This window comes from Fibrella aquatica (assembly GCF_041321135.1).
GTDB classification, from domain to species: Bacteria; Bacteroidota; Bacteroidia; order Cytophagales; family Spirosomataceae; genus Fibrella; species Fibrella aquatica.
This window is the reverse complement of the sequence record NZ_JBGGWF010000001.1, coordinates 219852-241737: the sequence shown is the minus strand read 5'-3', so window position 1 is coordinate 241737 and position 21886 is coordinate 219852. Positions and strand designations below refer to the sequence as shown.

Below are 21886 nucleotides of genomic sequence, written 5' to 3'. Positions count from 1 at the left end.
GTTTGTCGTTTGAGGTTTGTGGTTGCTTCGCTGATTAGCAGAGCAACCACAAACCTCAAACGACAAACTTCAAACTTTACTCAAGTGTAATTTCAAGTGCCAGACCGCGTAGCTCGTGGACGAGTACGTTGAATGATTCCGGAATATTTGGCTTCGGCATGTTTTCGCCTTTCACAATAGCCTCGTATGCCTTAGCACGGCCTACCACGTCATCCGATTTAACGGTCAGGATCTCTTGCAAAATGTTTGATGCTCCGAAAGCTTCCAACGCCCACACTTCCATCTCGCCAAACCGCTGACCACCAAACTGTGCTTTACCACCCAGTGGCTGCTGCGTAATAAGCGAGTAAGGTCCGATCGAACGGGCGTGCATCTTATCGTCGACAAGGTGACCGAGTTTCAGCATGTAGATGATACCCACTGTCACTTTCTGATCAAAACGCTCGCCTGACAAACCGTTGTACAGGTACGTCCGGCCAAACTCGGGCAACCCTGCCTCCGTCAATTCATCAGACACCTGCTGCTCTGTAGCACCGTCGAAAATCGGCGTTGCGTACTTGCGGTTCAGTTTCTGACCAGCCCAGGCCAATACCGTTTCATAGATCTGACCGATGTTCATCCGGGATGGTACACCCAGTGGGTTCAGAACGATATCAACCGGCGTACCATCTTCAAGGAACGGCATGTCTTCATCACGAACGATCCGGGCTACAACCCCCTTGTTTCCGTGACGACCAGCCATTTTATCGCCTACTTTCAGCTTACGCTTTTTGGCGATATACACTTTGGCTAGTTTAACAATACCTGCCGGCAGTTCATCACCTACTTCGAGGGTGAAACGCTCCCGCTTGAAACGGCCCGAAATTTCGTTCCGACGTGCATTGTAGTTCTTGACCAGTTTCACCAGCAGCGCATTGGTTGCCTCGTCTTCTGTCCAGTTCTCCAACACCATATCGGCCATCAGGTTAACCTCTTCCGGTACCGAATAGCCACTTTCGTCGCGATACGGGTTTTTGTCCGGGAACAGGTTCTCCATAATATTCTTACGGCTGAACTTCGTGCCTTTGCTGATGATTTCATCGCCAAACCGGTGCTTTACACCCTGACTGGTTTTGCCATCGAGCAGTTCGACTAATTTGTCGATACCCCGGTTACGGAACGTAACCAGATCACGGCCGTATTTCTTCATCAGCACCTTCAACTCCTCCTTGTGCTTGCCGCGATCTTCTTTAGAAGGACGTGAGAACAATTTGGTATCGATAACAACGCCTTTCAATGAAGGTGGTGCCTTTTTAGAGGCATCCTTCACATCACCAGCCTTATCACCAAAGATGGCACGAAGCAACTTTTCTTCAGGTGTCGGATCGCTTTCTCCTTTCGGTGTAATCTTACCGATCAGGATATCGCCTTCTTTCACCTCAGTACCAACACGAACGATACCGTTCTCATCAAGGTTACGAACGGTTTCTTCTGATACGTTCGGAATCTCAGAGGTCAATTCTTCTTCACCCCGTTTTGTATCCCGTACTTCCAGTTCAAACTCTTCAATGTGGATCGATGTGAAAATATCTTCGCGCACAACACGCTCAGAGATCACGATAGCATCCTCGAAGTTATAACCCTGCCATGGCATGAAGGCAACCTTCATGTTGCGACCCAGCGCCAGTTCACCTTTCTGCGTGGCGTAGCCTTCACAAAGCACATCACCTTTCTTTACCTTCTGGTTTTTCAACACAACAGGCTTCAAGTTGATGCAGGTATCCTGGTTAGTCCGGCGGAACTTAATCAGTTTGTACGTTTTGATATCTTCATCGAACGTAACCAGACCAGTGTCCTTATCCAAGTTGTAGCGAACCACAATCTTGGTTGAGTCGACAAAATCGATTACCCCGTCCGTTTCAGCAATAACCAACGCACGTGAGTCAACGGCTACACGACCCTCTAAACCTGTACCCACAATTGGGGCCTCTGGACGCAGGAGTGGTACAGCCTGACGTTGCATGTTCGATCCCATCAGGGCCCGGTTGGCATCATCATGCTCCAGGAACGGAATCATCGACGCAGCTACCGATACAATCTGGTTAGGCGCAATATCCATGAACGACACGCTCGAGGGCTCCGAAATGGGGAAGTCACCCTCAAAACGAGCTTTCAGACGATCTACTTTGAAGTTACCTTTTGGATCAAGCGCTGAACTAGCCTGCGCGATATAGTGGGTATCTTCTTCTTCGGCTGTCAAATACATCACTGGCTTATCGGGTACCTTACCGTTTTCAACAATCCGGTATGGCGTTTCGATGAAGCCCATGCTGTTTACTTTCGCAAATACGCAAAGCGACGAGATCAGACCGATGTTTGGTCCTTCAGGCGTCTCAATAGTACATAACCGACCGTAGTGGGTATAGTGAACGTCACGTACCTCGAAACCTGCCCGTTCCCGCGACAGACCACCTGGCCCGAGTGCCGACATGCGACGCTTGTGCGTCACTTCGGCCAGCGGGTTTGTCTGGTCCATGAACTGCGATAACTGGTTTGTACCAAAGAACGAGTTAATTACTGAAGACAGCGTACGGGCGTTGATCAGATCAACAGGCTTGAAGTCTTCGTTGTCACGTACGTTCATCCGCTCTTTGATGGTCCGGGCCATACGGGCCAGGCCAACGCCAAACTGGGCATATAACTGTTCACCTACGGTACGTACCCGACGGTTACTCAAGTGGTCAATATCATCGACAACCGCTTTCGCATTGATCAAACCGATCAGGTATTTCACGATCGATACGATATCCTGAGTGGTCAGTACCTTCGTGTCTAAGGCTACGTCAAGACCCAGCTTCTTGTTTATGCGGTACCGGCCTACGTCGCCGAGATCATACCGTTTATCAGAGAAGAAAAGGCTTTGAATAACTTCACGGGCCGACTGCTCATCAGGTGCCTCAGTGTTACGAAGCTGACGATAGATTTGCTCTACGGCTTCTTTCTCTGAGTTAGAACTGTCTTTCTGAAGTGTATTGTAAATGATATTGTAATCAGCCACGTTCATGTCTTCCTTGTGCAGGATGACCGATTTCTGACCTGATTCTGTAATGGTGTCAATATCGTCAGCGCCGATCACCGAATCCCGCTCCAGCAACACTTCATTACGGCTGATAGAAACTACCTCACCGGTATCTTCATCAACGAAGTCTTCTGTCCAGGTACGTAGCACGCGTGCTGCCAACCGACGACCAATTGCTTTTTTCAAGCTGGCCGGCGTTGCATTTATCTCTTCTGATAAACCGAACAGGTCGAGAATATCTTTGTCAGAGCCAAAGCCAATTGCCCGTAACAGTGTAGTAACCGGGAATTTCTTTTTCCGGTCAATATACGCGTACATGACGTTGTTAACGTCCGTCGAGAACTCAATCCATGAGCCCTTGAACGGAATGATCCGGGCAGAATACAACTTCGTACCATTGGTATGCTTACTCATCGAGAAGAACACACCCGGCGACCGGTGTAACTGCGAAACAATGACGCGTTCGGCTCCGTTTATCACAAACGATGCTTTTGCTGTCATGTAAGGGATGTTACCCAAAAATACCTCCTGCTCAATAGTCTCGAAATCCTCGTTATCGGGATCGCTGTTCGACAAACGCAGTTTAGCTTTGAGGGGCACTGAATAGGTTAAACCCCGGTCGATACATTCATCAACCGAATATTTTGGGGGATCAACCGAATAATCGATAAATTCCAGCTTAAAATTCTCGCGGGAGTCAGAAATCGGAAAATTTTCCTGAAACACCTTGTACAGTCCTTCCTGCGAACGACTGTCTGAAGGAGTATCCAACTGGAAAAAGTCGCGGAAAGATTTCAGCTGAATATCCAGAAAATCAGGATAGTCAAGTACGGGCTGAATCGTCGCAAAGTTCTTGCGTGTGTTGGTGTTTTTAGCGTTTGTAGCCAAGGCTCTTCTGCGTTTAGTTGAGCGACTGATTCTATACTAAAACACCCTTTTACCTTACGAAATGTGGTAACGTAAATAAAAGGGCGTAAAAAAGCAACACCGTCCGGTAAAAAATAGTTTTTCCGGTACGATGTATATAGATAAAAAGTCTCCAAGCGGAAAAAGACCTGACATGCAGCCAGGCCTCTTTCCGCTTGGAGTATCGTAGAACGACAGTATCCTTACTTAACTTCTACTTCAGCACCAGCTTCTTCCAGCTGCTTACGCAGGGCTTCAGCTTCGTCTTTAGCTACACCTTCTTTAACAGGCTTAGGAGCACCGTCTACCAGTTCTTTGGCTTCTTTCAGACCCAGACCCGTCAGGTCTTTAACCAGTTTCACAACGGCCAGCTTGCTAGCACCTGCTGCTTTCAAAATAACGTCGAAAGACGTTTTCTCTACAGGAGCTGCAGCAGTTTCACCACCACCGCCACCAGCTACCATTACTGGAGCTGCAGCTGCAGGTTCGATGCCGTACTCATCTTTCAGGATAGCAGCCAGCTCGTTTACTTCTTTAACCGTCAGGTTTACAAGCTGCTCAGCGAACGCTTTCAAATCTGCCATTTTTGTATTGGAAATTAAGTTGTTACAAGATTGATTAAAAAATGATTGTCGGGCTTAGTTTTCTTCGCGCTCCGACAGCGTTTTCAAGATACCAGCCAGTTTGCCACCACCGCTTGTGAGCGCAGATACCACGTTCTTGGCAGGTGATTGCAGTAAGCCAATAATATCGCCGATAAGTTCGGTACGGCTCTTCAGGTTGATGAGCGTATCCAGTTGATCAGCACCAACAAACAAACTATAGTCAACTGAAGCACCCTTCAATTGCAGTTTCTTATTGGTTTTACGGAAATCTTTGATCAGTTGAGCAGCTGCTTTACCATTCTCTGGGTGAAACATCACGCCTGAAAATCCTTTAAGCACTTCATCAAATGATGAATAATCCGTATTCTCTACCGTTTCGAGCGCCTTCTTGATCAAGGTGTTCTTCACTACTACGTATTCGATTCCCCGTTCGAAGCAGAGACGACGTAAATCGTTTGTCTCAGCTACTGACATGCCACTGGCATCGGTAATATAGAAATACGGAATAGACTGGAACTTCTGACTCAGGTCGTCAATGATCGCGCCTTTTTCTTCTCTTGTCATTGTTTACAGTCCGGCAACGGTTGCTTTATCAATGTTAACACTAGGACTCATTGTGCTTGACATATAAATTGTCTGCACATAGGTTCCTTTCGATGAAGAAGGCTTCAGACGTACCAGCGTAGAAATTACTTCCTGTGCGTTTTCAGCCAACTTTTCAGGGCTGAATGATACTTTGCCAATGCTGGTATGAATGATACCGGTTTTGTCGACTTTAAAGTCGATTTTACCAGCTTTCACTTCCTTCACTGCTTTACCTACTTCCAGCGTAACCGTACCCGACTTAGGGTTCGGCATCAGACCACGAGGTCCTAGAACGCGACCTAGACGACCAACTTTGGCCATAACTGTCGGCATCGTGATAATCACGTCTACGTCAGTCCAGCCACCTTCGATCTTCTTGATATAATCGTCTAATCCTACATAATCTGCTCCAGCTTCTGTTGCTTCTGCTTCCTTGTCGGGAGAGCAAAGTACCAGAACCCGTACCGTTTTGCCTGTGCCGTGGGGCAGTGTTGCCACACCCCGAACCATTTGATCTGCTTTACGCGGATCAACGCCCAGACGAACGTCGATGTCTACAGAAGCGTCGAATTTAGTATATGAGATCTCTTTCAAGATTTCAGCTGCTTTCTCAAGTGAATACACTTGTGTAGCATCATACTTCGCTTGCGCTTCTTTTTGTTTCTTTGTCAACTTTGCCATGATGTCGTTAAGATGCCTAAGGCAAGTTTGCTAATTATCCCAAGGGGCTACACCTGAAACTGTGATACCCATGCTACGAGCCGTACCGGCAATCATTTTCATGGCTGATTCAACCGTGAAACAATTCAAATCCGGCATTTTCGTCTCAGCAATAGTTTTCACCTGATCCCAGCTTACCGAACCTACTTTATTCCGGTTTGGCTGTGCTGATCCACCTTTCAGTTTAGCAGCTTCCATCAGCATAATTGGTGCAGGAGGGGTCTTGATGACAAAGTCAAACGACTTGTCTTTGTAGTACGTAATCAGTACCGGCAAGACCATGCCCATCTTTTCCTGCGTACGGCCATTAAACTGCTTGCAGAATTCCATGATATTCAAACCCTTGGAACCCAGCGCAGGACCGATCGGAGGTGATGGGTTGGCTTGGCCACCCTTTACCTGCAACTTAACGTAGCCAGCTACTTCTTTTGCCATTGTTAATACTTATTTTACAAGTCATTTGCAGCAAACTCATCTTTAGATCAGTGTCATACCTGACTTAACCTTTGTTTGCTACCAGCGGACTGGTTGGGTTGCCCGGTGTCTCGATGGGAAGCATCGACCCATGGGCGTGAGCGCTAACGATTTGTTAGTTCTCTTTATCTACTTGTGCGTAACTCAGTTCAACAGGTGTACTCCGACCGAAGATCTTAACAACTACGTTAAGCTTTTTCCGATCATCGAATACTTCCTCCACTGTGCCAATGAACCCACTAAATGGACCATCAACTACTTTCACTGACTCGCCTTTCAGGTACGCTATAGTTGGCGTTGCGGCTTCCTGCGTTTCTTCTTCTACTTTACCTAAAATACGATTTACTTCAGCTTCCCGCAGCGGAACGGGAATCTTCGAATTTCCAGAACCTGTATTACCCAGGAAACCGATCACACCCGGCATTGTAGTAATAAGTGCCAAGGCGCGGGCATTAGACAAATCAGCCGATATCAGGATATAACCCGGGAAAAACGATTTCTCACGAATTCGCTTCTTACCGTTCCGCATCTCATACACCTTCTCAGACGGAATTAGTACCTGGGGAATGACCTCCATCAGTTGTTGCCGATGAATCTCGTTATCCAGATACGACTTTATTTTTTTTTCCTGCCCTGAAACGGCCCGGATAACGTACCAATTGATACCGTTGACCATACGTAATAGTTGTTTGTCTGTTTGCTTATTTGTTTGTTCAACCTGTAACAAACAAACGGCCAAACAACGAGTTAGAATGACTGGTAGAACAAATTCAGGCCGTTTTCGAACACATAGTCGATCAAGCCGACCAAAAGCGCAAAAATCAGCGAAGCGATCAGTACCAGTGATGAACTCGCCTGTAAGTCGCTAAACTTAGGCCAAGTCACATTGTGCTGAACTTCTTCCCAGGAATGCTTGAGGAAGGTGGTTACCTTTTCCATCGTTTGTTAAGATTGGCACGGGTGGAGAGATTCGAACTCCCATCAACGGTTTTGGAGACCGCTATTCTACCCTTGAACTACACCCGTGTATGTTGTCAGAAATAAGAAATTAAATTTAAGAGCCGAGACACGCATTAATAAGATTCGGAATTCTTATAGTGGATGTCTCTTGCCTAAATCTAGCCTTCCTGATTTCGGACTGCAAAGATCGCAAAAAGATCGCAAAAAACAAGTGCATCCCTACATTAGAGATGCACTTGCCTTCAAAACCAATCAATTAGTCGAGGATTTCAGTCACCTGACCGGCACCTACCGTACGACCACCTTCGCGAATAGCGAAACGGAGACCTTTCTCCATAGCGATCTTGCTGATCAGGGTTACCTCGATAGTGATGTTATCACCAGGCATTACCATCTCAACACCAGCTGGCAGAACGATTTCACCCGTTACGTCAGTGGTACGGAAGTAGAACTGAGGACGGTACTTGTTGAAGAATGGCGTGTGACGGCCACCTTCTTCTTTCGACAGTACGTATACCTCGGCTTTGAATTTAGCGTGTGGAGTTACTGAACCTGGCTTGCAAATAACCATACCACGACGGATATCAGTTTTTTCAATACCACGGAGCAGCAGACCTACGTTGTCACCAGCTTCACCACGGTCCAGAATTTTCCGGAACATTTCAACACCAGTTACAACTGATTTCAGGTTCTCAGCACCCATACCCAGGATCTCAACAGGCTCGCCTGAGTTGATCACGCCACGCTCGATACGACCGGTAGCAACTGTACCACGACCTGTAATCGAGAAAACGTCTTCCACTGGCATCAGGAACGGAAGATCCGTCATACGTGGAGGCAGGGGAATGAATGAGTCAACGGCATCCATCAATTCTTCGATGGTACCAACCCACTTGGCATCACCATTCAGACCACCCAGAGCAGAACCCTGAATAACTGGAATGTTGTCGCCATCAAATTGGTAGAAGCTCAACAGCTCGCGGATTTCCATCTCAACAAGCTCAAGCAGTTCTGGGTCATCCACCATGTCGACTTTGTTCATAAAGACAACAAGTTGGGGAACACCTACCTGACGAGCCAGCAGGATGTGCTCGCGAGTCTGTGGCATTGGGCCATCAGTTGCAGCAACTACCAGAATAGCACCGTCCATCTGAGCGGCACCCGTTACCATGTTCTTCACATAGTCGGCGTGACCTGGGCAGTCAACGTGTGCATAGTGACGGTTAGCCGTCGCGTACTCTACGTGTGAGGTGTTGATCGTGATACCACGCTCTTTTTCCTCGGGGGCATTGTCAATCGACGAGAAGTCCCGCATTGCCGCCAGACCTTTACCGGCGAGTACTTTTGTAATTGCTGCCGTCAGCGTCGTCTTGCCGTGGTCAACGTGACCAATCGTACCGATGTTGACGTGCGGTTTCGAGCGGTCAAAATTCTCCTTTGCCATGTCTAAAAACGCTTTAGTTAACTATAGTTAGTGTAAGTTGATTTGCCCTTACGCAAAAAGTGCTCTTTGCAGAGCACCTTATCAAAGCCGCCTCAACAGAGCAACATCTGGCAGCTTAGAGCCTTCTATCGGATTTGAACCGACGACCTCTTCCTTACCAAGGAAGTGCTCTACCACTGAGCTAAGAAGGCAAGTACAGTGTAAAAAAATATGAAAAAAAGTTGAGTTTGATTGTCAATGATCAAACGCAACATCTCTTTTCAGGTACGTCGTTGAGCGGGAGACGAGGTTCGAACTCGCGACCTATAGCTTGGAAGGCTATCGCTCTACCAGCTGAGCTACTCCCGCAGAAACGGTTTACCGCTTACTGTATCCGATTAATCAATGAGCTGCCGATTGGCAACTCATTGATTAATCGGATACAGTAAGCCGACAACTGTTTTGGTGGGGAGTGGAGGATTCGAACCTCCGAAGGCGTACGCCAGCAGATTTACAGTCTGATCCATTTGGCCACTCTGGAAACTCCCCAAGTCAATCTAAAAAGAACAATTTCCGCCCTGCTTCTCAGTTTGGAGTTGCAAAATTACAAGGTTTTCCCGCGTTGTCAACAGGAGAGCTAAAAATCTTTTTTCTTTCTTACAAATATGCCCTCGCAGAGTGCTCTACGAGGGCGTACTGTAATTGTGACTTTCAAAGGCTAAATCGTTATGCCAAAGCTAAGTGGATGTATCGAAGGCCCTCTTCCAGTCTGGAATGTGTTGTTGAGATTATATTTTACAAACAAATTTAATCTGGCTAAACCAACGTTACCGATAACACCATACTGAAAATTATTGAGGTAAAAACCTGCGTGGTTACGCAGCTTGTCTCCATTATCTTGCTTAATCTTAGTGTAACTATCGACCCGATAGCCTACAAATCCACCCATCCCGATGTTGAAAGCTCGCTTACGACTGCTGTTGTAAAAGGAGAATTGGGGCACCAAAGGAACTTCCACATTACAGACAGTGAGTTTACTCTTCTGTAATGGTGTAGAATATGGAGTGAACTGTATTGCCTCTGCCCCGCGCTCTGCTATTACATCTTCCTGAAACATGAAGTTATTCCAGGCGAGTTGTAAACCATAACGAACACTCAGTCTAAAACGACTTGTTCTAACTATGGCAGGGTTTTGGGTTGTGCTGATGGCAAAATAGCGCGACCCTAGTGGCCTCAATTCATACGAGTTGCCATCAAATACTTGTCCGTCAGGGCTCCCTATCCAGGTATTAAGGCCAATATGAAAATCGGTGCTGACCTTCCAGTTGTTCCGGTTAGATACAGCACGTTGGCGGGTACGTTCACGACTATATCCTGTAGTATCATCCCCATCTTTGCCCTTACCTATATTTATGGTAATGCTACTCCCGGATTTTTTCACCACAGAAATAGAGTCCCGGCGATATTCTTTTCCATTTTCTTCGTGAATAATATATACTTGACCCTCTGGTATAGAATCGAGCTTACCAACCATATCCTTTACAATTCGGTTGAGATCATATTCTGTAACTCTCTTTAATTGATCCTTAGTAGGAGCATACACGGCAATACGCCCTTTTGCGCCAAATCGAATAATTAGTGAATCAGCGGGTGAGCACGCAGCATACAGTGAGCTCAGAATAAGGCAGGTGGACAGGATCAGCGTTTTCATTATTCCAATGTGGTTTCGTTTTTAAGACTCTCTTTCACTCCGTTGAGTACCCGACCAAAACGGTTTTTCGGGTCATTTTGATAAGTAGCAGGGGCAGCTTTAGCCAATGAAACATCTCCCCTTTTCAACTGCTTCAGCTTTCCAAACAGGCTAGACAAACCATTTTGAGCATGTTCTGATCCTGAAACAAGAGCATTGGGGTCACTGTGGGCTACTTTATCTACAAACTGCGCTTCATCGATAGTCAAAATAACTGTGCGTTCAGCTCTCACTGGCTGCTTTGTCGCCACTCGATCAGCCTGAGGTACATTTGGTTGAGTTATTGATGTAGCAACAGTTTGACTATCTGCTCGTTGATACACTGGTTCATCGATCTTGTAAGCCGGCTCGTTTGTCTTTGCGATCTGCGCTATTGGCTGATGGTCTTTCTGTTGGGGTATGGCGTGAACCTCCCTGGAAGCTGAGTACGCCTTCTGCTCAATGGGTTTATTTTCTGCTTTAAATCGTGCCAACTGAGCTATGGGCTCAGGCGTTTTTTGAACTGAGTCAATAACCGATTGAGCAGGCGTTTTTCTGGAGACATCGGTCTTTTTAACAAATTTCTCCCCTTCCGGTTTCAGAGTATCGCTACTTCTGTATAAGTACCCCAACGCGATTGCTATACATGCGGCACAAGCGACCTTCCACCAAACGAATGCAGACCGCTGGACAGGCAATGGTTTTGGGGCCATTCTTTTCTGCAACTGACCAAAAACATCAGGGTTGACCGGAGTTTCTGCCTCACGTAATTTGCGGGCAAATAGGTCATCAACTGGCTGCTTTTCCATATATAGCTGCCGACTTTACGTCGGATTCAAGAGTCCTTATTTTTTGTTGCAATAATGCTCGGGCTCGCGATAGTTGCGACTTCGATGTGCCTTCGCTGATGCCGGTCAGAGTAGAGATTTCGGCGTGAGAATACCCTTCGATTGCATATAAATTAAAAACTGTGCGATACCCGTCTGGTAGTTGAGCTACCAATTTTAACAAATCATTGGCTTCTAAGTGGCCATCTGCCCATTGGTAGTCTGCCTCTTCCGGTATATTATCAAGTGGTATTTCTTGACGTAACGACTTGTTCTTCCGAAGAAACATCAATGATTCTGTAACCATTATTCGACGTATCCAACCTTCAAAACTTCCCTCATTACGGAATTGGTTAACGCGTTCAAACACGCGCATAAATGACTCTATCAGCACATCCTCTGCATCGGCCTGATTGGCAACATACCTTAAGCATACGGTCATCATACGAGTCGCATACCGTTCGTAAGTAATCTTCTGCGCACGCGCTTCTCCCTGTTGCAGAGCAACTACCAACCGGCTTTCTGACAGATAGTATGGGATAGAAAGAGTCATTTCCTACTTCATTTACAAACAAGATGCAGTCTGATCCGACCTGGTTGCATGCAAACTAAAAATCCCGGCCTTAACAGGTCGGGATTTTTAGTTTGCATGCAATGCTACAGTGTCGGATTATACTTTACACCAGCTACATAATGCAGCCATATTACCCTAGACAACCGAAAGTTTATGGATGCTATCAATATAACAGCGATCGAGATCACGAGAGAGTAGACCCAACCAGGTGGGTTATTTCCGAGATAGAATAGAGCAAACCCTAATACCAAGGCCATACCTCCCGAAAATGCATAACTCACATACATAGCACCAATAAAATAACCAGGCTCTACTTCAAAGCGCATGCCACAGTGCGGACAATATTCGTTCATTTTGCCAAACCCTACAGGAGCATACAGGGGAGTTTGGAAAATCTTGCCCTGTCTACATTTAGGACATAGCCCCGCGAACACGGCTTGAGACTTTGATACGTTGGGCATGTTCTTTTTTACTAGTGCGATACCACAAATAGCTGATTGTTACTACAATCAGGTAAGGTGCGGCTAGCAGATATAAAATTCCAAAATTCAAATCAGAGGCAACTACGCTACGACCGTTGCTAACGGTACTTTCAACGCTTGCCCGACACATAGCACACTGAGCCAGCACATCAGGCCCAAAGCACAGAAAAAGTGCTGTTATGAGTACCCATCCCCACGTCTTCATAGTACTGTTACGTTGATTAATGTGTGTAATACGGCTTGATCATCAAATAAACAATTACTCCGGTAGTACTTACATATAGCCAAATAGGTAATGCCCATCGCGTCATTTTTTTGTGTAACGCAAACTGCTTGGTCAATGCGAAATAAACGGCTCTCAACACAAACCATAACACAACTACCGACAGGGCAATATGTGAAATAAGCAAAAAGTAATATACCGGTCTAATCAAACCCTCTCCTCCAAACGAGGTTGATTCGTTCGAGATATGATAGAGAACATACCCGACCAGAAAGCAGGCACCCAGTGTAAACGCAGCCATCATTATTATTCTGTGCGCCGTGACGTTTTTCTGCCGAATGAAGTAGTAGCCTACAATTAACAACACCGATGTTAGCGAATTAATTACCCCATTTATATGCGGTAAATAAGTCGTCCACGTACCCAGATCAAATTTCTGCCGAACACCTAAAATCAATGCTACCACAACTGGAATAGCAATTGAGACAATGTTTATCAGTCTATTGGCATTCTTCTCTTTAGTGACAAGTGTAGTGGCTTCCATCAGTTATGCTTGTTTGCTGTAGATATCTAGTAACACCCGGATTTCAACAATCAGGCGTTCTACGTCTTTCTTGTCCGTTCCGTCGTAAAATCCCCGGATGATACCTTCCTTATCTACTAAAACCAACTTTTCACTATGTATAAAAGTTTCGTCAGGTTTCCCATAACTAACTCCATGGTCTACAACGGGTAAGAAGTATCCTCTTTGCGCAAGATTATAAATCTGAGCCTTATCTCCGGTTAGAAAATACCACACTCCGGCTTTTGCTCCCATTTTATCGGCATATGCTTTCAGTTGAGTAGGCTTGTCATTTTCAGGGTCAACTGAATATGACAGCAATACCACATCAGACCGCTCCTTGAATATTTCCTGAACCCGACTCAGACTTAGTTGGATTTTGGGACAAATGGTGCCGCACCGGGTAAAGAAGAAATCAGCAACGTGAATTTTGCCTTTCGTGATTTCTTGAGTGGCGACTTTACCATTTTGATCTATCAACGAAAAGCCGGGTACGTGTCTGAACAGAGTGTCTTCACGCTTATTCCCGTCTTTGTCAGTGATCATCTGCATAACCGGTTCCCCTCGGGTCGAATCAATAACCGGAATGTATCGCGGTAACGTGTAATGATTTTGCGTACATGCTCTGAGCATTATATACGCAAAAGCCGGGACCATCAATGTTATGACGAGAGTCCCGGCTTTACGGTATGAGTTCATATATTATCTCACCTGGAATATCGAGCCACCCTCGTACATTAATGCGATAAGCAGCCAGATAATAAATATGATCGGAAGCATGATTGCCCAGATAAGGCTCTTCACTTCGTGCTTTAAGTGCATGAATTCAGCCACAATGTAGAACGCCTTAACGATAGTCATTCCCACAAAGATTGCCACGCGAAGACCGTTGGCAGGCATCGTAAAAGCAATCAAAAATTCGAAAGCTGTAATGACACACAGGATGATGAACGTGCGCCATATGATTTTTGTATTGGCCGGCGGTGGAGCAACGTCAGTTCCTCCATGATTATCGGTGTATGGTGTATTTGCCATTATCGTAAAAGAGAAAGCGGTTAAACGAGATAGAAGAACGTAAATACGAAGACCCAGACTAGATCGACAAAGTGCCAGTATAAACCAACTTTTTCAACCATCTCGTAGTGTCCACGACGCTCATAAAGCCCTGTCGATGTCCGGTAAAAAATCAGGATATTCAAGATAACTCCTGAAAGAACGTGGGTACCGTGGAAGCCAGTAATAAAAAAGAACAGATCAGCAAAGGCAGGAGGTCCATACTGGTTTTCTGTCAGGTTCGCACCAAAAATAGTACGCTCGACCCACTGCCCTCCAACGAGCTCGCGAATAGTATTGCCTTCCTCAGTACCATGAATAAAGTGTGACCATTCCCACGCCTGACTGCTAAGGAAAGCAATTCCCCCCAATATTGTCCATAACATATACTTCTCTACATCCCGACGATCACGACGATGTCCTGCTTCTACCGCTAGAACCATCGTTACCGAAGAAAAGATGAGGATGAACGTCATTAAGCCAACAAAAACCAGCGGTAGTGTTGCACCATGGAAAAATGGGAAGGCATTGAACACCTGATCTGGAATAGGCCAGTAGATATTCGAGAAGTGGAAAGGAACGCCGTGTATAGCAGGGTCATAAGCTGGATAACTATAGCGAATTAAGCCATACGTAACCAGCAATGCCGAAAAGGTGAACGTATCTGATATGAGGAAGAACCACATCATCAGTTTACCATAACTGGCACTCATGGGTTCTACCCCACCCATCCAGGCTTTCTTATCAAATAGTACTGACTCGTCAGTTGTTGCTGTAGCCGCCATGCGTCCGTGAGCTGATTAATGGAAATAAAGTAAAAAGAAATACAGGTAGATCCAGAGAATATCCAGAAAATGCCAGTATGTGGTAGCCACCTGAACCTGCTCAAGTGACTTGGCATGTATACGCAATCGAAATGCTGCCAAAAGGGCAAATACCAGCACAATTAAACCTGAAATCAGGTGGAAAGCGTGCATTCCTGTAAACACATAAATGAACGAACCTGCCGGATTGCCAACAAAGTAAACGTTGTTTTGTACCAATTCGACCCATCCCTGGAATTGCATGTACAGAAATACCATTCCAAGTGCAAAAGTAATAGATATAGCTATCCTTAGCGCGTTGAAATTGTCTTTTTTAGCAGCTAAGTAGGCCCAATGCATAGTGAGACTACTCACAACTAATACAATAGTGCTATATCCAAAAATTGCGGGAACCGTAAACTCAAGCCAATTACCTTCTGCACGCCGTACCAGATAGGCACTTGTGAATGAGGCAAAAAGCATCAGGATACTAACAATAAACAACCAGAGAATGAACTTCCGTGGGTTCACGGAGAGGGTCTCTTCAGGCTCTTCTTCGAGCCATTTTATTTCTTCCGTTTCTTCTTTCATGTTAAACACGATCTAAAACAAACGCGATTTGAACAACTGGTAGGTAGGCAAACGCGGCAAACATGAGACGTTTCGCCGTGGCAATCTCAGGTTTATTTACTAAACCAATATTGAGCCACAATAACAGAAGCGCTGATACTACTGAGATACTAGCTGATACAACTCCTATATAACCCCAATAATAGGGCAATATTCCGGCAGGTATCAACCACACTGTAAAGCTCAAAATCACTAGTGCAGTTTGAGCAGAAGCAGGACGCCTCAAAGGCAGCAGTTTAAATCCTGCTTTCGCATAATCTTCGTCGAGAACCCAGGCAACTGCCCAGAAGTGCGTAAACTGCCAGATAAATTGAACAGCAAACAGCCATAATGCTTCGGCGTTGATAGTTCCCGAGTAAGCCACCCATCCAATTAAAGGAGGTAACCCACCTGGTATTGCACCTACATACACGGCTATTGACCCTACTCGTTTCAAGGGAGTGTATACAAATCCATACAGCAGAAATGAAACAAATGATATGCCCGCCGTAAGAGGGTTGAACCACAACGTTTGTATGAACAGCCCTACAAAAAGCAAAACCGCAACAAAGATGATAGCCCTTTCACGACTAATACGCCCGGTAGGTAGTGGCCTACTACCTGTCCGCTTCATAAGCCGATCAAACTGGACTTCTAACACCTGATTGACTGCGTTGGCAGCACCTGTGATCAACAAGCCACTTACAGTAAATAAAGCGATCTGAACTAACGAATACGGCTGTGAAGCTGCCATTAGATAGCCAAGTACTGCCGAAAATCCGACCAAGAGCGACAATCTCGCCTTGGTCAATGCAATATAGTCTTGCCATGAAGCCTTGTGAGGACTATTGGCAGGCTGCATTATTGGGTGCTCAACAGATGAATTCATAACGTAGTTACTGAGCCAGATCTGTTCTTCTGAATTGATGACGAATCTGGTATGCTTTTCATGAGCACACTTCTGTATGAAAACAGAATGACAACGAATTGAATTCCTAACGCAACCACAGCGAGTGTGAGATGAACAGGTTGAGCCCAGGCTGGGATAGCAAAGTAAGCCATAATCACACCTGTTAGAATTTCTAACACGAGTAGCCCTCCAGTACTGATAGCTAACTGCCTGATGAGTATGCTATTTTCGGAGCGCTTTGCAATAGGCACAATCCAAAAGAGTTGACTCACTAATACTATCAATGAGAAACTCCTGTGAACGTAGAATCGAATATCAAGTTCATCAATCCATCTGAATCGTTGCATTGCTCCGAACCGGCTAGCTACTTCGTCAACGGTTTCACGAACCTGTGTTCCCACTAAAATCTGAAGCAGCAACAGAACAGAACTTATCAACAGCCACCGGCTCGATGCTTTTGATAGTTTGAATTCCTGAAACGATAGCGATGTAACCTGTGTGCGTGCAACTACGTAAAGTAGAACACCTACAATGACTATTGCTAATAGCATGTGTAGTGTAATTAGCCATGCAGCCAGTACACTTGCTACAACCTTTGCACCAAGCCAACCTTGAAACCCAACTAAAAAAAGGGCTAAAAAACTATAGCCTACAATGGCGCGGTCACGCTGCCAGTAGGCTATAGCTGAGGCTACAAAAGTTGACAGTATGAACACCCCTATTAAAGCGCCCAGAAGTCTATTAAGATACTCAATCCACGTTTTTACAACATTGAATTCAGTATTCGCGTACCCACGATGACTGTAGATTTCCTGGTAATTAGAGGGTAATTCGGATACATCAGTGGGTGGAACCCATTGGCCAAAGCACTTTGGCCAATCTGGGCAACCCATTCCGGCGCCAGTGCTTCTAACAATGCCACCAACCAATATTAGTAGTATGACTGCACTAACTGTTAGAAGCGCCAGGCGCCGAAACGAACGCTCATTAATGAGGTTGTTTGAACTGATCATTGAAGTTTTGAGCTTCGATCGCTTGCTCCAAGGAAATCAATTCTTTCTCATGAGGAAGATTTGATTCAGTGGTTTGCGAGTAAGGTACATTCTGAGGGATAAAGTCTTCCTTCGCGCCCGGTTTGCTGTAGTCATATGGCCAGCGATATACGGCTGGAATTTCGCCCGGCCAGTTACCATGACCTGGTACAACAGGTGTTGTCCACTCAAGTGTATTCGACTTCCAAGGGTTCAATGGTGCACGCTTTCCTTTTATTAAACTGTATATAAAGTTGTAGAGGAAAATAAGCTGTGCTGAGAATGTAACGATAGCCGCAATGCTAATGAAAGCATTCATATCCTGGAATATGTTGCTGGTGAAATCATTGCTCGTAAAGCTGTAATAACGACGGGGGAAACCAGCAATACCAATATAATGCATTGGGAAAAACACACTATAGATACCGATAAACGTCAACCAGAAGTGAACGTACCCAAGTTTGTCGTTCATCATACGTCCAAACATCTTGGGGAACCAGTGGTATACACCAGCTAATAAACCAAATGCAGACGAAGCACCCATTACAAGGTGGAAGTGAGCAACAACAAAATAGGTATCGTGCAATTGAATATCAAGTGCGGCATTACCTAAAATCAGACCTGTTACACCTCCTGATATGAAGAACGATACCAGACCTATAGAGAAGAGCATAGCCGGTGTAAACCGGATATTACCGCGCCACAAGGTTGTGATGTAGTTAAACGCTTTTACCGCTGAAGGCACAGCAATAATCAACGTTAAGAACATGAAAACCGATCCTAGGAACGGGTTCATCCCTGTTACGAACATATGGTGAGCCCAAACAATGAACGCAAGGAAGGCGATACCCATCATCGAAGCAATCATGGCGCGATAACCAAAGATTGGCTTACGCGAATTGGTAGCGATGATTTCCGACGTTATACCCAAGGCAGGCAACATCACGATATACACTTCCGGGTGACCCAGGAACCAAAACAAGTGCTGGAACAGAATTGGGCTACCACCTACGTTTGGTAAAGCTTCACCGGCAACATAAATGTCAGACAAGAAGAAACTCGTACCGAAACTACGATCAAAAATCAGCAACAAAGCGGCTGACAAAAGCACCGGGAACGAAATAAGACCCAATACAGCAGTCAGGAAGAACGCCCAAATCGTCAGTGGCAATTTACTAAAGGACATACCACGAGTCCTGAGGTTGATAACTGTTGTGATATAGTTAATGCCACCCAGTAGTTGCGACACAATGAAAAGCGCCATACTACTTAACCACAAAGTCATACCAAGCTCTGAACCTTTGTGAGCTTGTGGCAACGCACTGAGTGGCGGATAAACAACCCACCCGCCGGCAGCAGGACCCGTTTCCAGGAAGATAGACACGAACATCAGCAAACTGGCCAGAAAAAAGAACCAGTAGGACAGCATATTCATAAAGCCTGATGCCATATCCCGGGCACCTACCTGAAGAGGGATGAGGAAGTTACTAAACGTACCACTCAATCCAGCGGTGAGTACAAAGAATACCATGATGGTACCATGCATGGTAACTAAAGCCAAATAAAAATCTGGGCTTAGTTTACCACTTTCCTCAATCCAGTTTCCGATCAGTGGTCGCAACCACTCAAGCTTCATATTGGGGAATCCCAGTTGAAGACGGAAGATGATTGAAAAACTGATTCCAATAATTGCCCAAAAAATACCCGTAATCAGATACTGCTTGGCAATCGTTTTGTGATCTTCAGCGAAAACGTATTTGCGCCAAAAGTTCAGTTCGTGCTCATGGTGCTCATGTTCTTCAACATGTACATGAGGAGTTGAAAGTGCGTCTGTAGTTGCCATTATTAGCGATTTGTTGATCTAAAGGATTAACGTAATGAAGCACTACCTAAGCCAGCGCCTCCACCAACTGATGCCGTTGCTGTGCTATCTGACTCAGCGCCGGCAGCAGGCAAATATTTGGCCGCTTTAGCTTTCAGATTTGCTGGAATTCGAGATGCATATTCTGGGAAAGAAGACAATAACGGCTTTTGCTCCGCACACCACTTTTTCCACGAATCTTCGTCTTCAACGACTAAATTCATTTTCATCGAAAAATGTCCCCGTCCGCAGATTTCAGTACAGGCAATTTCGTACTTGAAACTCTGGTTGCCCGTTTCGTTCCGCATTTGCTCTGTCGTCTTGTCTGGGTGGAACCAGAACCGTGTTGGCATACCAGGCACAGCATCCATTTTCACACGCATATGGGGAATGAATACGCTGTGAAGCACATCACGTGCCCGAATTTTTATCAGCACAGGCTTTCCAACAGGTATGTGCAGTTCCGGGGCTGTAAAGTCATCAAATGCTGACTCATCAGAAAAATCGATACCTACTTCGTTGTTGTTATCAATTAATTTATAATTGAAAGCACCCAACTTGTTGTTGTCCACTCCAGGGTAACGGGCAATCCAGTTGAACTGCTTACCTACCAGTTCTACTTCCTGTGCACCTTCTGGTGCTTCCGCCATAATATCACGCCATGCCTGCCATCCTGTGAATACCATTATGGCCATCACAATAGCAGGAACAACGGTCCACAACAACTCGAGCTTGTGATTTTCAGGGTAGTATGAAGCCCGCTTACCGTCTCTATACTGATAGCGATAAGCAAAGTAAAACAACAGAATATTCGTAAGTAGCGCAGAAGCTGTTACGATTGCCATAGATCCCCAGAATAACCCGTCTGTACGACGACCGTGTATAGACGAAGCTTCTGGAAGAAAGTACTGGGTTGAGTGAATAAACGACCAGGTAGCAGCAATAGTCCCACCAATGAGAAACACCATGAACATGGCTCCATTGATTTTATTGCTTGTTCCTCCGTACGTTTCTTCAGTTCCTGCTGTACCCACACTCTTCATCACGTTGGTCAACCGACCGAACACCATGAAGGCGAGCGCAAGAAAAACGAGCGACAATAATCCTACGATGTAAACCATACTTGTTTGATTTAGATAAAGTCTAAATGTCGTGATGCAATGATTCTTCTAATAACGGGTGATTCTTGGCAATCAAATTGGCCTTTGTTAGCTGAGTTGATACAGACCAGATAAACGCACAAACGAAGATTAGAATCATACCAAATTCGATTGGACCGAATCCACCATGTGAGCCAACTGTACCCGGCATGATATTCATGTAGAAGTCGAAGTAATGCCCAACTAATACACCCCAGCAAGCAACCTTCAATAAAATAGTCGTACGCTTTGCATCTCTTGTCATAAGAACGAGAAATGGGAAGACAAAGTTTAGTACAACGTTCACCCAAAATGGAGCAAAATAAATACCACCATGCCCACTAAATCGCTCACGGTAATAAATAGTCTCTTCCGGTAAGTTTGCGTAATAAATCAGCATAAACTGAGCGAACCAAACGTAAGTCCAGAAGATACTGAATGCAAAAACGAATTTACCAAGATCGTGGATGTGGTTCTGATTGACAGCTTTTAGATAACCCTGCTCCTTCAGCATAACAACCGTGAGAGTCATTGTTGCTAATCCGGCTACGTGCCAGCTTGCCAATGTATACCAACCAAACATGGTACTGAACCAGTGCGTGTCAATTGACATAATCAAGTCCCAAGCAGCGGTTGATGAGGTGACAGCAAACACAACTAGAAAGATTGTGCCATACTTCATACTCTTGTAGTAGTACTCCGTTCCGCCATACAAGTCTTCTTGAAGTGACAGATTACGCAATACGCGCCAAAGCATGTACCAGGATACGAAGTAAAAAACCATGCGTCCCAAGAAGAACGGTGTATTCAAGAAGCCTTTCTTACCGGCAATGATTGGATCATATTCAGCACTTGCTTTATCGTATAAACCCTCATGCGTCCAGTGAAAAAGATCATGTCCGGCAAATAAGAAGACGCCAAGCATGATGATGCCTGTAACAGGCAGAAAAGCAGGCATTGCTTCTGGAACGCGTTTGATCACCGATGACCAACCTGCCTGTGCCAAATAATTGTATGACATGAAGAACATGCCGGCCACAGCAATACCAGTGAAATAGATACTGTTGACCCAAATATTAGCCCATAGCCGGGTAGTCCATTTGTAGTGCTCATGAGCACCCTCATGTCCTTCGGCCAGGCCATGTCCCTGAACTGCTTCTTGTGCGTGTTCGCCTCCACCCGCTGATAGCAGAACGGCGCCGAGAACAACTAACGCTACGCCAACGGCTCCGCCGATTAGCAAACGCCGTTTTGAATCCGCAGTGAATTCAAACTGCTCATCCAGGGAAGGTATTGCGTGTACTGATGCCATTATTAACTCTATTGATGGTATGACAACTATGCTTGGTTTG

General features: G+C 45.5%; 23 protein-coding genes and 4 tRNA genes. All 27 read right to left on the bottom strand.

Translation table 11 applies throughout. The features are described 5' to 3' along the window. Positions 1–76 precede the first annotated feature (76 nt). The 27 genes from rpoB to ACAW87_RS00795 all read right to left on the bottom strand — a co-directional run bounded on the left by rpoB (position 77) and on the right by ACAW87_RS00795 (position 21846). Positions 77–3946, bottom strand: coding sequence for a DNA-directed RNA polymerase subunit beta (gene rpoB / locus ACAW87_RS00920; protein ID WP_370721261.1), 3870 nt, complete (start codon positions 3944–3946; stop codon positions 77–79). 221 nt (positions 3947–4167) lie between these two features. Beyond that, on the bottom strand, positions 4168–4548 hold the full coding sequence (gene rplL, locus ACAW87_RS00915; protein WP_370721260.1) for a 50S ribosomal protein L7/L12: 381 nt from the start codon (positions 4546–4548) through the stop codon (positions 4168–4170). 54 nt (positions 4549–4602) lie between these two features. Further along, a complete protein-coding gene (gene rplJ / locus ACAW87_RS00910) occupies positions 4603–5133 on the bottom strand; it encodes a 50S ribosomal protein L10 (protein ID WP_085410812.1) in 531 nt (176 codons plus the stop codon). Positions 5134–5136: 3 nt separating this feature from the next. Next, positions 5137–5835 (bottom strand): 50S ribosomal protein L1, encoded by a 699-nt coding sequence (gene rplA / locus ACAW87_RS00905; RefSeq protein WP_370721259.1) that lies wholly within the window; start codon positions 5833–5835, stop codon positions 5137–5139. 30 nt (positions 5836–5865) lie between these two features. After that, on the bottom strand, positions 5866–6309 hold the full coding sequence (gene rplK / locus ACAW87_RS00900; protein ID WP_370721258.1) for a 50S ribosomal protein L11: 444 nt from the start codon (positions 6307–6309) through the stop codon (positions 5866–5868). Between the two features lie 154 nt (positions 6310–6463). Then, positions 6464–7024 (bottom strand): transcription termination/antitermination protein NusG, encoded by a 561-nt coding sequence (gene nusG, locus ACAW87_RS00895; RefSeq protein ID WP_370721257.1) that lies wholly within the window; start codon positions 7022–7024, stop codon positions 6464–6466. A 71-nt stretch (positions 7025–7095) separates the two neighbouring features. Then, positions 7096–7287 (bottom strand): preprotein translocase subunit SecE, encoded by a 192-nt coding sequence (gene secE, locus ACAW87_RS00890; protein WP_370721256.1) that lies wholly within the window; start codon positions 7285–7287, stop codon positions 7096–7098. A gap of 13 nt (positions 7288–7300) precedes the next feature. Next, positions 7301–7374: transfer RNA gene (locus ACAW87_RS00885), tRNA-Trp, on the bottom strand. Between the two features lie 190 nt (positions 7375–7564). Then, positions 7565–8752 carry an elongation factor Tu gene (gene tuf / locus ACAW87_RS00880; RefSeq protein WP_085410817.1) on the bottom strand — a complete coding sequence of 396 codons (1188 nt, stop codon included), beginning with the start codon at positions 8750–8752 and terminating at the stop codon, positions 7565–7567. Positions 8753–8871: 119 nt separating this feature from the next. Continuing rightward, a tRNA-Thr gene (locus ACAW87_RS00875) sits at positions 8872–8943 on the bottom strand. A gap of 84 nt (positions 8944–9027) precedes the next feature. Continuing rightward, positions 9028–9100: transfer RNA gene (locus tag ACAW87_RS00870), tRNA-Gly, on the bottom strand. A 94-nt stretch (positions 9101–9194) separates the two neighbouring features. Continuing rightward, positions 9195–9280 (bottom strand) — tRNA-Tyr (locus ACAW87_RS00865). Positions 9281–9449: 169 nt separating this feature from the next. Beyond that, positions 9450–10442 (bottom strand): outer membrane beta-barrel protein, encoded by a 993-nt coding sequence (locus tag ACAW87_RS00860; protein WP_370721255.1) that lies wholly within the window; start codon positions 10440–10442, stop codon positions 9450–9452. Next, positions 10442–11269: a hypothetical protein gene (locus tag ACAW87_RS00855; protein ID WP_370721254.1), complete on the bottom strand. Its 828-nt coding sequence runs from the start codon at positions 11267–11269 to the stop codon at positions 10442–10444. The genes ACAW87_RS00860 and ACAW87_RS00855 overlap by 1 nt, the downstream gene beginning before the upstream one ends. Continuing rightward, positions 11250–11840, bottom strand: coding sequence for an RNA polymerase sigma factor (locus ACAW87_RS00850; protein WP_370721253.1), 591 nt, complete (start codon positions 11838–11840; stop codon positions 11250–11252). The genes ACAW87_RS00855 and ACAW87_RS00850 overlap by 20 nt, the downstream gene beginning before the upstream one ends. A gap of 104 nt (positions 11841–11944) precedes the next feature. Further along, positions 11945–12214, bottom strand: coding sequence for a DUF983 domain-containing protein (locus ACAW87_RS00845; protein WP_370721852.1), 270 nt, complete (start codon positions 12212–12214; stop codon positions 11945–11947). Positions 12215–12272: 58 nt separating this feature from the next. Further along, positions 12273–12548 carry a CAMCR motif-containing small membrane protein gene (locus ACAW87_RS25775; protein WP_502918374.1) on the bottom strand — a complete coding sequence of 92 codons (276 nt, stop codon included), beginning with the start codon at positions 12546–12548 and terminating at the stop codon, positions 12273–12275. Between the two features lie 16 nt (positions 12549–12564). After that, positions 12565–13110, bottom strand: a complete 546-nt coding sequence (locus tag ACAW87_RS00840; protein WP_370721252.1) for a DUF420 domain-containing protein — start codon at positions 13108–13110, stop codon at positions 12565–12567. 3 nt (positions 13111–13113) lie between these two features. Continuing rightward, on the bottom strand, positions 13114–13674 hold the full coding sequence (locus tag ACAW87_RS00835) for an SCO family protein (protein ID WP_370721251.1): 561 nt from the start codon (positions 13672–13674) through the stop codon (positions 13114–13116). 156 nt (positions 13675–13830) lie between these two features. After that, positions 13831–14163 carry a cytochrome C oxidase subunit IV family protein gene (locus ACAW87_RS00830; RefSeq protein WP_370721250.1) on the bottom strand — a complete coding sequence of 111 codons (333 nt, stop codon included), beginning with the start codon at positions 14161–14163 and terminating at the stop codon, positions 13831–13833. 20 nt (positions 14164–14183) lie between these two features. Beyond that, positions 14184–14966, bottom strand: a complete 783-nt coding sequence (locus ACAW87_RS00825) for a cytochrome c oxidase subunit 3 (protein WP_370721249.1) — start codon at positions 14964–14966, stop codon at positions 14184–14186. A gap of 15 nt (positions 14967–14981) precedes the next feature. Beyond that, positions 14982–15575: a cytochrome c oxidase subunit 3 gene (locus ACAW87_RS00820; RefSeq protein WP_370721248.1), complete on the bottom strand. Its 594-nt coding sequence runs from the start codon at positions 15573–15575 to the stop codon at positions 14982–14984. A 1-nt stretch (position 15576) separates the two neighbouring features. Further along, the gene (gene cyoE / locus ACAW87_RS00815) at positions 15577–16482 is read right to left on the bottom strand and encodes a heme o synthase (protein ID WP_370721247.1); all 906 of its coding nucleotides are present in this window, start codon (positions 16480–16482) and stop codon (positions 15577–15579) included. Beyond that, on the bottom strand, positions 16479–17516 hold the full coding sequence (locus tag ACAW87_RS00810; RefSeq protein WP_370721246.1) for a COX15/CtaA family protein: 1038 nt from the start codon (positions 17514–17516) through the stop codon (positions 16479–16481). The genes cyoE and ACAW87_RS00810 overlap by 4 nt, the downstream gene beginning before the upstream one ends. Continuing rightward, positions 17491–19377: a cytochrome c oxidase subunit I gene (locus ACAW87_RS00805; protein WP_370721245.1), complete on the bottom strand. Its 1887-nt coding sequence runs from the start codon at positions 19375–19377 to the stop codon at positions 17491–17493. Before ACAW87_RS00805 ends, ACAW87_RS00810 begins: the two co-directional genes overlap by 26 nt. Positions 19378–19403: 26 nt before the next feature. Continuing rightward, positions 19404–20516: a cytochrome c oxidase subunit II gene (locus ACAW87_RS00800; protein WP_370721244.1), complete on the bottom strand. Its 1113-nt coding sequence runs from the start codon at positions 20514–20516 to the stop codon at positions 19404–19406. A 22-nt stretch (positions 20517–20538) separates the two neighbouring features. Then, on the bottom strand, positions 20539–21846 hold the full coding sequence (locus ACAW87_RS00795; protein ID WP_370721243.1) for a quinol:cytochrome C oxidoreductase: 1308 nt from the start codon (positions 21844–21846) through the stop codon (positions 20539–20541). Positions 21847–21886: the final 40 nt, after the last annotated feature.

Excerpts from the sequence above, each read along its gene's own strand:
- ACAW87_RS00840 (WP_370721252.1), bottom strand. The coding sequence starts at position 13,110 with ATGGAAGCCACTACACTTGTCACTAAAGAGAAGAATGCCAATAGACTG.
- cyoE (WP_370721247.1), bottom strand. The coding sequence starts at position 16,482 with ATGAATTCATCTGTTGAGCACCCAATAATGCAGCCTGCCAATAGTCCT.
- ACAW87_RS00845 (WP_370721852.1), bottom strand. The coding sequence starts at position 12,214 with ATGAACGAATATTGTCCGCACTGTGGCATGCGCTTTGAAGTAGAGCCT.
- ACAW87_RS00805 (WP_370721245.1), bottom strand. The coding sequence starts at position 19,377 with ATGGCAACTACAGACGCACTTTCAACTCCTCATGTACATGTTGAAGAA.
- secE (WP_370721256.1), bottom strand. The coding sequence starts at position 7,287 with ATGGAAAAGGTAACCACCTTCCTCAAGCATTCCTGGGAAGAAGTTCAG.
- ACAW87_RS00795 (WP_370721243.1), bottom strand. The coding sequence starts at position 21,846 with ATGGCATCAGTACACGCAATACCTTCCCTGGATGAGCAGTTTGAATTC.
- ACAW87_RS00860 (WP_370721255.1), bottom strand. The coding sequence starts at position 10,442 with ATGAAAACGCTGATCCTGTCCACCTGCCTTATTCTGAGCTCACTGTAT.
- ACAW87_RS00855 (WP_370721254.1), bottom strand. The coding sequence starts at position 11,269 with ATGGAAAAGCAGCCAGTTGATGACCTATTTGCCCGCAAATTACGTGAG.
- ACAW87_RS25775 (WP_502918374.1), bottom strand. The coding sequence starts at position 12,548 with ATGAAGACGTGGGGATGGGTACTCATAACAGCACTTTTTCTGTGCTTT.
- ACAW87_RS00820 (WP_370721248.1), bottom strand. The coding sequence starts at position 15,575 with ATGAAAGAAGAAACGGAAGAAATAAAATGGCTCGAAGAAGAGCCTGAA.
- rplK (WP_370721258.1), bottom strand. The coding sequence starts at position 6,309 with ATGGCAAAAGAAGTAGCTGGCTACGTTAAGTTGCAGGTAAAGGGTGGC.
- nusG (WP_370721257.1), bottom strand. The coding sequence starts at position 7,024 with ATGGTCAACGGTATCAATTGGTACGTTATCCGGGCCGTTTCAGGGCAG.
- ACAW87_RS00800 (WP_370721244.1), bottom strand. The coding sequence starts at position 20,516 with ATGGTTTACATCGTAGGATTATTGTCGCTCGTTTTTCTTGCGCTCGCC.
- ACAW87_RS00830 (WP_370721250.1), bottom strand. The coding sequence starts at position 14,163 with ATGGCAAATACACCATACACCGATAATCATGGAGGAACTGACGTTGCT.
- ACAW87_RS00810 (WP_370721246.1), bottom strand. The coding sequence starts at position 17,516 with ATGATCAGTTCAAACAACCTCATTAATGAGCGTTCGTTTCGGCGCCTG.
- ACAW87_RS00835 (WP_370721251.1), bottom strand. The coding sequence starts at position 13,674 with ATGATCACTGACAAAGACGGGAATAAGCGTGAAGACACTCTGTTCAGA.
- rplA (WP_370721259.1), bottom strand. The coding sequence starts at position 5,835 with ATGGCAAAGTTGACAAAGAAACAAAAAGAAGCGCAAGCGAAGTATGAT.
- rplJ (WP_085410812.1), bottom strand. The coding sequence starts at position 5,133 with ATGACAAGAGAAGAAAAAGGCGCGATCATTGACGACCTGAGTCAGAAG.
- rplL (WP_370721260.1), bottom strand. The coding sequence starts at position 4,548 with ATGGCAGATTTGAAAGCGTTCGCTGAGCAGCTTGTAAACCTGACGGTT.
- tuf (WP_085410817.1), bottom strand. The coding sequence starts at position 8,752 with ATGGCAAAGGAGAATTTTGACCGCTCGAAACCGCACGTCAACATCGGT.
- ACAW87_RS00825 (WP_370721249.1), bottom strand. The coding sequence starts at position 14,966 with ATGGCGGCTACAGCAACAACTGACGAGTCAGTACTATTTGATAAGAAA.
- ACAW87_RS00850 (WP_370721253.1), bottom strand. The coding sequence starts at position 11,840 with ATGACTCTTTCTATCCCATACTATCTGTCAGAAAGCCGGTTGGTAGTT.